This window comes from Ruminococcus sp. CAG:379 (genome assembly GCF_000434255.1).
GTDB lineage: Bacteria > Bacillota > Clostridia > Oscillospirales > Ruminococcaceae > Ruminococcus_F > Ruminococcus_F champanellensis.
In genome coordinates this window covers 38,175-47,520 of record NZ_FR894929.1, presented here as the reverse complement: position 1 = coordinate 47,520, position 9,346 = coordinate 38,175, and the positions used below count along the sequence as shown (strand labels likewise).

The window sequence follows — 9,346 nt, the reverse complement described above, 5'->3', positions numbered from 1 at the left end:
GGCGGGCGGACAAGGCAGCCGCTTGTATGCGCTGACCCAGGATATGGCAAAGCCGGCTGTACCCTATGGCGGCAAGTACCGGATCATTGATTTTCCCCTTTCCAACTGCACCAATTCCGGCATCGATACGGTGGGCGTGCTGACCCAGTACCAGCCCCTGGTGCTGAACGACTACATCGGCAACGGACAGCCCTGGGATCTGGATAAGCTGCACGGCGGCGTACATGTGCTGCCCCCTTACCAGACCAATGCAGGGGCATCCTGGTACGAGGGTACCGCCAACGCCATCTACCAGAATATGAGCTTTATCGAGCGCTATGACCCGGAGTATGTGATCATTCTGGGGGGCGATCACATTTACAAGATGGATTACTCCAAGATGCTCCAGTTCCACAAGCAGCATCAGGCGGACAGCACCATTGCCGTTCTGGACGTTCCCATGGAGGAGGCTTCCCGGTTCGGCATCATGACCTGCGATGAGGAAGGCAGAGTTGTGGACTTTACGGAAAAGCCCAAGGAACCCAAGTCCACGCTGGCATCCATGGGTATCTACATCTTCACCTGGAAGAAGCTCAAGCAGTATCTGATCGAAAACGAGAATGCAAACTCCGGATCCAAGGATTTCGGCAAGGATATCATCCCTGCAATGCTGGCAGCAGGGGAGCGGCTGTTCGCTTATGCCTTCGAGGGCTACTGGAAGGACGTGGGGACGCTGGACAGCCTGTGGGAGGCAAATATGGATCTGCTGAGTCCCAGCGTGCCTCTGGATCTGTATGATAAGGAGTGGAAGATCTACTCCCGGAACCTGAATATGCCCCCGCAGTACATCGGGGACAAGGCGGCGGTTGAAAATTCCATGATCTCCGAAGGCAGTGAGATCAACGGCACCGTGGACTTTTCCATCATCTTCTCCGGCGCTGTGGTAGAGGAGAATGCCACCGTCAAGTACAGCATCATCATGCCCGGCACGGTCATCAAGGCAGGTGCTGTGGTGGAATACGCCATCGTAGGTGAGGACTGCGTGATCCACGAGAACGCTAAGATCGGCGCAAGTCCGGAGACCATCGAGAACCGTGACGAATGGGGCATTGCAGTCGTAGGTCACAAGGTGGATGTTTCCGAAGGAAAAACCGTACTGCCCAAGCAGATTATATCTGACAACCTGTAAGGAGATGTGACTATGAGTGCAAATATTAGCGTAATGGGATTGATTTTTGCAAGTATGCACGATTCCTCCATCATTGATCTGACCAAGCTCCGCACCATGGGCTCCGTGCCCTTTGGGGGACGGTACCGGCTGATCGACTTCCCCCTGTCCAATATGGTCAATTCCGACATTGACGACGTGGGAGTCATCACAAAATCCAACTACGGCTCCCTGCTGGATCACCTTGGCTCCGGCCGTGAGTGGGATCTTTCCCGAAAGAACGGCGGTCTGCATCTGCTGCCTCCCTTCAGCCATGTTGGCACCGGTATTTACCGGGGCAGACTGGAAGCACTGGACGGAGTGTGGGAGTATGTAGAGCATTCTCCGGCAGAATATGTGGTGCTGTCCGACTGCGACATTGTGACCACCATCGACTACCGGCCCATGATCCGTGCGCACATCGAAAGCGGTGCGGATATTACCGTAGCATACTCCAAGGGCTTCTACGATAAGGACGTGAACCAGAATGCCACGCTCCTGGGCATCGGGGAGGACGGCATGGTGGACGATGTTATGATCGATCCGCCCATGCGGGGCACCGGCAACCTGTGTATGAACACCTTTGTGTTGAGCAAATCCTTCCTCAAGCAGCTGGTTAAGGAGAAAATGAGCCGGAATCAGTACAGCCTCAGCCGGGATGTGCTGCAGGACAAGGCGGCAGGCTACCGGATCACCGCTTATGAGCATACGGGCTACGTTGCCCGGCTGGACAGTCTGTCCAGCTACTATGAGGCGAATCTGGCACTGCTGAATCCGGAAAACCGGAACGGTTTGTTTAAGAAATCCGCCCCCATCTACACAAAGATCATGGACAACGGCCCGGTTCGGTTTGGCCTGGAGTCCGACATCCAGAACTCCTTGATTGCCGATGGCTGTATCATTGAGGGAAAGGTGGAAAACTGCGTATTGTTCCGGGGTGTGAAGATCGGCAAGGGCACCGTGGTCAAGAACAGCGTCATCATGCAGAACACCTCCATCGGCAGCAAGTGCAGTCTGAACTGTGTGATCACCGACAAGGACGTGGAAATCGTGGATGACCGGGTACTGACCGGTTCCCAGAGCTATCCGTTGTATATCAGCAAGGGTGCGAAGATTTAATTGCAGGAGGGATGATCCGTATGAATATTTTGTTTGCAGCCAGTGAGGCATTGCCCTATGTAGCGTCCGGCGGTCTGGCGGATGTTGCCGGCTCTCTGCCCTCCGCTATTGTGAAAAAGGGACATGACTGTCGGGTCGTGATCCCCCTGTACAAGTGCATTTCTGCGGAAATGCGTGCTTCTCTGACCTTTCTGACCAATATTACCGTGGACGTTTCCTGGCGGAAGCAGTACTGCGGCATTTTCACCGGCATTTACAAGGGTGTGACCTATTATTTTATCGACAATGAGTACTACTTCGGCAGAGACGGCATCTACGGCTTCTATGATGACTGTGAGCGGTTTGTATTCTACAGCCGTGCAGTGCTGGAAATGATCCGCTGTATCGACTTCAAGCCGGACATCATTCACGCCAACGACTGGCAGGCTGCCATGATCCCGGTGTACTACCAGATTTTCTACAAGTATCAGCAGGGCTATGAGAACATCCATACCATATTCACCATCCACAACATCCAGTACCAGGGCAAGTACGGCAAGGAAGTGCTCAACGAGCTGATGGGCATTCCCCTGTATCACACCGGACTGTTGGAGTATGACGGCTGCGTGAATATGATGAAGGGCGCCATTGAAACCGCCGACAAGATCACCACCGTAAGCCCCAGCTATGCCTGGGAGATCCTGGATCCGTGGTATTCCCATGGGCTGGATCGGGCATTGAACACCAAGCAGTACAAGCTGTGCGGCTTCCTGAACGGCATCGACGTGGATGGCTACAATCCGGAAACGGATCCGGCGATTCCGGCAAATTACTCTGTGAAAAATATGCAGGGCAAGGCGAAGTGCAAGCAGGCGCTGCTGGAGGAACTGGGATTGCAGGATGGAGACGAACCCATCATCGGCATCGTGACCCGGTTCGTGTCCCATAAGGGCATCGATCTGATCCGCTATGTGTTTGAGGATATTCTGAATCTTGGCTATAAATTTGCCATTCTGGGCAGCGGCGAGAAAATCTTTGAGGATTTCTTCAAGGAAATGGCTTGGCGGCATCCGGGCAGAGTCAGCGTTACACTGGGCTTCATCCCCCAGCTGGCAAGACGGATCTATGCCGGCTGCGACATGTTCCTGATGCCCTCCCAGAGTGAGCCCTGCGGTTTGGCACAGATGGTGGCAATGCGTTACGGCACCCTGCCCATCGTCCGGGAGACCGGTGGTCTGCGGGATACCGTCCGGGATGGCGGCGGTGAAAACGGCAACGGATTCACCTTCAAAACCTACAATGCTCACGATATGCTGGGCGCATGCAACCGGGCAAAGATTGCTTACGATGACAAGCCCCGCTGGAAGGCACTACAAAAAACCGCTATGGAGAGTGACTTCAGCTGGAACGTGTCTGCGGAGCTGTACCTGGGTCTGTACCGGGAACTGACCGAGCAGCACACATAAAGACAGCGTCGCATCATCTCTGTGTAGTATTGCGAATCAATCAAACAGCCCCCGACATCCCTGGATGCCGGGGGATTTCTGCGTGAGGGTGCAAAAAGGCGTGCTGCATTTGCAGCACGCCAAAGCTTTTTATGCAGGGAATTTGTCGATCAGATGCGCCAGGAACTGCTTGACCAGTACGCAGTCCACTGCGTTGACCCGCCCGTCCCCGTTTACGTCACATGCTGCCGTAGAGGGAATCTTGGAAGCGTCGATCTCCCGCACCAGATATCGGCTCATCAGCAGCAGGTCGGCGATGGTAACCTTGCCGTCCTTGTTCAGGTCGCCCTTGGTGACGGTGCCGGAGGCAGTGGTGTCAGCAGGCTTGGTTGTGGTGGTCGGCGGTGTCGGTGTGCCGCCATAGTACTCGGTCAGGCTCTGCCCGTTGCTGCCCAGGGGATACACATGATCCGCACTGATGTAGCGACCGTTGTCATCCTGCCAAAGAGACGGCTCCATTAGTCCGTATTTTTCCTCATCCCACTTGGAGAAGGTAGCGTCCAGCAATCCGCCGGTGTCGCCGGAGTTGGGGTTGATGCACCAGAAGGTGTGGTTGATGTGATTTTCGATCATGTAATCCCGCAGCAGACTCATCCACTTCTGGTTCTTGCCAGCGTCCATGAATCCGCCCCACTCGCCGATCAGCAGGGGCGCAATGCCCTGGTCGTCAATGTATGCCCAGGTGTCATACCAGTAATCATCCAGCAGGGTCTGGGTGGTGAAATCCTTGTCAAACCAGGTTTGTGCATAAACGGAGGGGCCATAATCGTGGGGGGAGTACACCAGCTTATCCTGATGCTCGCCCAGGTCGATGGGGTAATCCTTTACGCCCCGCAGGTTGCCGCCCCACCATGCCGGATGCCAGGGAGAAGGACGATTCACGGTAGGCTCCCACACGTCGGGAGTATCGAAGTTGTATCCCTGCTCTGTCTTGGGGTACTGCTCAATGCCCTCCACCACGATCAGCACGTTGGGATTGACCTCCAGGATCTTCTTGGCACAGGTTTCTGCAGCGTATTTCCAGTTGTTTTCGTCCGTGGAATTGTCCCACTTTGCAATGGTTGTGGGGCAGGTTGCAGAGTCGTAGCCCCGCTTGCCGTGCGGCTCGTTTTTCAGATCCAGAGCGATCAGTGTGTCGTCATTCTTATACCGGTCAGCCAGCCACACCCAGGTATCCATCCAGATCTCTGTGGTGACCATAACGCCGGTGCTCATTTCCTTGCCGTACCAAAGCTCGTAATTGTGACCGGAGTTGTTGGCGTCCGGACTGTGTACGTCCACCATGACCTTGATGCCGTTTTCCTTACACAGCTTCAGCAGCACGTCAAAAATCTCCAGGCTGTCCATCTGGGTGCCGTCCTCCCGGCAAAGCTCCGGGTTGAAGCTGTAGTCCGGGGTATTTTTTGCGTTGATGCCGGAAGCCGGATCCGGCTCGCCGATCATCCAGTAATACAGCAGTTCCGTGGATACCGGGATCCGCAGCAGGTTGATGCCGTGATCCGCAATGGATGCCAGCGTGTCGCTCATGTCACAGGACCAGAGTCCGTGCAGGAAGCACTCGCTGCAGTTCATGCCGAACCAGTTTGCACCGGTGAGCCAGACCTCGTTGCCGTACATATCGTACAGCTTGTCTCCCTCAGCGTGAAGCCAATCATCGTTTGTGTCGTCCACCGCGCCGGTACGCAGCCCCTGTCCGCTCATAGCATCCGTAAAGAATACGGAGGTACCTGCCAGAAGCGCAGCAGCCGTCATGACCGACGCAGTTTTGCGCCAGAACTGTTTCATAAATTCTATCCCCTCTCAAAATCAGTTGCGACTTTTGCCGCTGTTTCCGATTATATGCAGAGAATCTGCACCTACAATTAGTGTACCGCATTTTGCACAAAAAGTCAAGGAATCTGCACAAGAATTCTTGATTAGCTGATCTGACCTGTTTAGAAAGCGGTTTCATGTTTCCCCACCCTTTTATGATGCTGTTTTTGCATTGGGGTCAATTTTTAATTGCTCAGATCGGATATTCTCCGTCAGACCGGGCATACTCCTCCGGGAGGGATGCATATGTACGAGATTCTGATTTCCGGCGGGGGGATCGCCGGGCTGACGGCGGCGCTGTATGCTGCCCGGGCTGGATGCAGTACCCTGGTGCTGGAGCAGCAGTATTACGGGGGACAGATTGTCAATGCGCCCCTGGTGGAAAACTACCCGGGCATCGATCGGATCTCCGGGGCGGATCTGGCAAAGCGGATCTACGACCAGGCGCTGGGGGCAGGTGCCGGATATGAAAGTGCCCGGGTGGAACGGGCGGAACGGCGGCAGAATGGCTTTGCCCTGCATACAGACCGGGGGATATTCGAGGGCAGGGGACTGATTCTGGCAACCGGAGCCAGAAGCCGTCCCCTGGGGCTTGCACGGGAGGAGGCACTGACTGGTCACGGAGTGTCCTACTGCGCTGCATGCGATGGGGGATTGTACCTGGGTAAGAATGTGGCAGTGGTGGGGGGCGGCAACACCGCCCTGTTGGATTGCCTGCTGCTGGCGCAGGGCTGCGGTCGGGTGTATCTGATCCACCGGCGCAGCAGCTTCCGGGGCGAGAAAGCTCTGTTGGAACAGGTGCAGGCTCTGCACAACGTGGAGATCCGGACAGACGCATCCGTCACGGAGCTTTTGGGGCCGGAACGGCTGTCCGGTATCCGCCTGCAATCCGGGGAAACCCTGGCGGTGGACGCCTTGTTCATTGCGGTAGGGCGACAGCCCAGGACGGAGCCCTTTGCTCGCCTGGTGGAGTTGGATCCGGGCGGGTATATCCGTGCCGGGGAGGACTGCCGTACCACGGCACAGGGGATCTTCTGCGCCGGGGATTGCCGCACCAAGTCCACCCGACAGCTCTGTACCGCCGCCGCTGACGGAGCTGCCGCTGCCCTGGGACTTTGCGAATGGCTTTCCAACGAAAAAAAGCAGGCATAATATCATGCCTGCTTTTTCATATTGCATCAATACCGGTTGTCGAACACCCGGGTAGATTTTTTCTCGCTGCGGGGCAACTCCCCGATGCTGACTGGCTTCACGTTTACAGAAATGCCGATTTTGGACTTAAATGCGTTCTGGAGCTCGATCTCCAGTTCGTAGCGGTTCGCCCCATCGTTGGCTTCCACGAACAGAGTGCAGATGTCCTTGCCGTTCATATGATCCAGCATGAACTGGTATTCACTGGATGCCCCCTCAATGCCGGTGAGCAGCTCTTCGATCTGGCTGGGGAAGATGTTGACGCCCTTGACCTTGACCATGTCGTCGGTTCTGCCCAGGATGGTGTCGATCCGGGGGAAAGGACAGCCGCAGGGGCATTCGCCGGGGATCACCCTGGTCAGATCATGGGTTCGGTAGCGAATCAGGGGTGCGCCCTGCTTATGCAGGGTGGTGATGACCAGCTCGCCGATCTCCCCGTCCGGTACATTCTTCCCGGTCTTGGGATCCACCACCTCAAAGTACAGATAATCCGTCCATACATGTATGCCGCAGGCGTGGTCGCAGCTGATGCCGATGCCGGGGCCGTATACCTCGGTCAGACCGTAAATGTCATATAGCTGTACCCCCAGTTCGTTGGCGATCCGGTTCCGCATCTTTTCACCCCAGCGTTCGGAGCCGATGACGCCCTTGCGCAGGTGGATCCGGTTCCCGATGCCCCGCTTTGCGATTTCCTCTGCCAGCAGCAGCGCATAGGAAGAGGTGGCGCACAGCACGGTGGATTTCATATCCATCATCATCCGCAGCTGCTTATCCGTATTGCCGGGACCCATGGGGATCACCATTGCCCCCAGGCGTTCCGCACCGTTCTGGAAGCCGATGCCTGCCGTCCACAGACCATAGCCCGGTGTGATCTGGATCCGATCCAGATTGGTGATGCCGGCGGTTTCATAGCAGCGCTTGAACATTTCTGTCCAGTCCTCCACATCCTGCCGGGTGTAGGGGATGATGACCGGTGTGCCGGTGGTACCGGAGGAGGAGTGGATCCGGATGATCTCCTCGTCCGGGACTGCCTGCAATCCCAGCGGGTATGCTTCCCGCAGATCTCCCTTCCAGGTGAAGGGCAGGGTTTCAAAATCCTCCTGGGACTGGATCTGGTCGACGTGGATGCCCTCCAGCTTTCTCTGGTAGAAGCAGGGCTGGGAGGTCAGTTTTTTCAGCTGTGCCTTAATCAGATTAAATTGTGTTTCTGTCATTTTCATAGTGGGAGCTCCTTCCTAGCGGTTGCATACATATTCAATGGCGCCCAGGTTCAGGGCGTGGAATTTTTCCGGTACCAGCTGCTGCACAGCGTCCTTTAGTTGTGCCACGCTGATGCCCAGGGCATCTGTATTGGCTGCCGCAGCCAGCAGCGCAATGTTCAGCACCTTGGGAGACTGACAGGCAGCGCACACAGCGTCTCCGTCAATGAGAATGGTGCGGATGCCGGCGGATTGCAGGTACTCCAGCATCTCCGCTCCCGTATAGGCAAGGCCGCTGAGGGATGCGGTCACGGGCTTGACAGCCTTTTGGTTGACCACAACAGTGCCCCCCTGCTTTAAAAAGGGCAGACAGCGGACAGCCTCCGCCGGTTCAAAGGCGATCATCACATCCGCCTTGCCCTTGGGGATCAGCGGCGAGTGGATTTCAGCTCCGGCACGAACATGGCTTACCACGCAGCCGCCCCGCTGCGCCATGCCGATGGTTTCGGCGGTGCGGACGGATTTTCCCTGTTGCATATAGGCATATGCCAGCAGCTTGGAGGCAAGGACTGTGCCCTGTCCTCCCACGCCGCACAGCAGACAGCTTGTGCTTGTCATTGTGCATCCTCCTCTCTGATGGCACCGGGCTTGCAGATCTGTGCACAGATGGTACAGCCGAAGCAAAGATCCGGCTCAATGTATGCCTTCTGCCCCTTCAAGGAAATGGCGGGACAGCCCAGCTCCCGGATGCACTGCTTGCAGCCGACGCAGCGGCTTTCGTCCACCTGGAGCCGTTTTGCAGGCTTGCTGACCGCAATGCAGGGGGATTTGCAGATGATCGCCTTGACCCCGGGCTTGTCGGCTGCCGTCCTGACTGCCTGGATGGTCTGCTCCAGGTTCAGGGGATCTACCGTTTCCACATTGGTAAGCCCTACAGCCCGGAGGATGGCTTCAATGCTTACCCTGGGGGAGATCTCATGCATCATGGTCATGCCGGTGCCCGGATGGGGCTGGTGTCCGGTCATGGCAGTGGTGGAATTGTCCAGCACCATCAGAATAATATCCGTCTGGTTGTATACGGCGTTGACGATCCCCGTCATGCCGGAGGCAAAGAAGGTGGAATCCCCGATAAAGGAGAAGTTCACCGTGTCCGGTTCGATCCGGTGGAGACCCTGCGCCATGGTAACATCCGCACCCATGCACAGACAGGTATCCACCATATCCAGGGGCATGGCGTTGCCCAGGGTGTAGCAGCCGATGTCACCGCTGAATACTGCCTTGCGCCCCTTCATAGCCTGCTTGACTGCGTAGAAGGATGCCCGGTGGGGACAGCCTGCACACAGCACCGGCGGACG

General features: G+C 56.4%; 8 protein-coding genes. 4 read left to right on the top strand and 4 right to left on the bottom strand.

What is annotated here, in order from left to right:
• From QVO51_RS10795 to glgA, 3 genes are all read left to right on the top strand, one after another.
• A partial coding sequence (locus tag QVO51_RS10795) for a glucose-1-phosphate adenylyltransferase (protein WP_288168231.1) occupies positions 1-1,168 on the top strand: 1,168 nt, incomplete at its 5' end.
• Between the two features lie 12 nt (positions 1,169-1,180).
• The gene (glgD, locus tag QVO51_RS10790; RefSeq protein ID WP_022358405.1) at positions 1,181-2,305 is read left to right on the top strand and encodes a glucose-1-phosphate adenylyltransferase subunit GlgD; all 1,125 of its coding nucleotides are present in this window, start codon (positions 1,181-1,183) and stop codon (positions 2,303-2,305) included.
• 20 nt (positions 2,306-2,325) lie between these two features.
• A complete protein-coding gene (glgA, locus tag QVO51_RS10785) occupies positions 2,326-3,750 on the top strand; it encodes a glycogen synthase GlgA (RefSeq protein ID WP_022358404.1) in 1,425 nt (474 codons plus the stop codon).
• Positions 3,751-3,879: 129 nt separating this feature from the next.
• Here the strand turns inward: glgA and QVO51_RS10780 are convergent, their stop codons facing one another.
• Positions 3,880-5,574 carry a cellulase family glycosylhydrolase gene (locus QVO51_RS10780; protein ID WP_022358403.1) on the bottom strand — a complete coding sequence of 565 codons (1,695 nt, stop codon included), beginning with the start codon at positions 5,572-5,574 and terminating at the stop codon, positions 3,880-3,882.
• Positions 5,575-5,847: 273 nt separating this feature from the next.
• On the opposite strand from QVO51_RS10780, the gene QVO51_RS10775 reads away from it, so the two are divergent.
• The gene (locus QVO51_RS10775; protein ID WP_022358402.1) at positions 5,848-6,753 is read left to right on the top strand and encodes an NAD(P)/FAD-dependent oxidoreductase; all 906 of its coding nucleotides are present in this window, start codon (positions 5,848-5,850) and stop codon (positions 6,751-6,753) included.
• 26 nt (positions 6,754-6,779) lie between these two features.
• Here the strand turns inward: QVO51_RS10775 and QVO51_RS10770 are convergent, their stop codons facing one another.
• The 3 genes from QVO51_RS10770 to QVO51_RS10760 all read right to left on the bottom strand — a co-directional run.
• Positions 6,780-8,012, bottom strand: coding sequence for a phenylacetate--CoA ligase family protein (locus QVO51_RS10770; RefSeq protein ID WP_022358401.1), 1,233 nt, complete (start codon positions 8,010-8,012; stop codon positions 6,780-6,782).
• A gap of 15 nt (positions 8,013-8,027) precedes the next feature.
• Positions 8,028-8,609: an indolepyruvate oxidoreductase subunit beta gene (locus QVO51_RS10765; protein ID WP_022358400.1), complete on the bottom strand. Its 582-nt coding sequence runs from the start codon at positions 8,607-8,609 to the stop codon at positions 8,028-8,030.
• The coding region (locus QVO51_RS10760) for a thiamine pyrophosphate-dependent enzyme (protein WP_288168229.1) at positions 8,606-9,346 on the bottom strand (741 nt) is incomplete at its 5' end. The genes QVO51_RS10760 and QVO51_RS10765, both read right to left, overlap by 4 nt.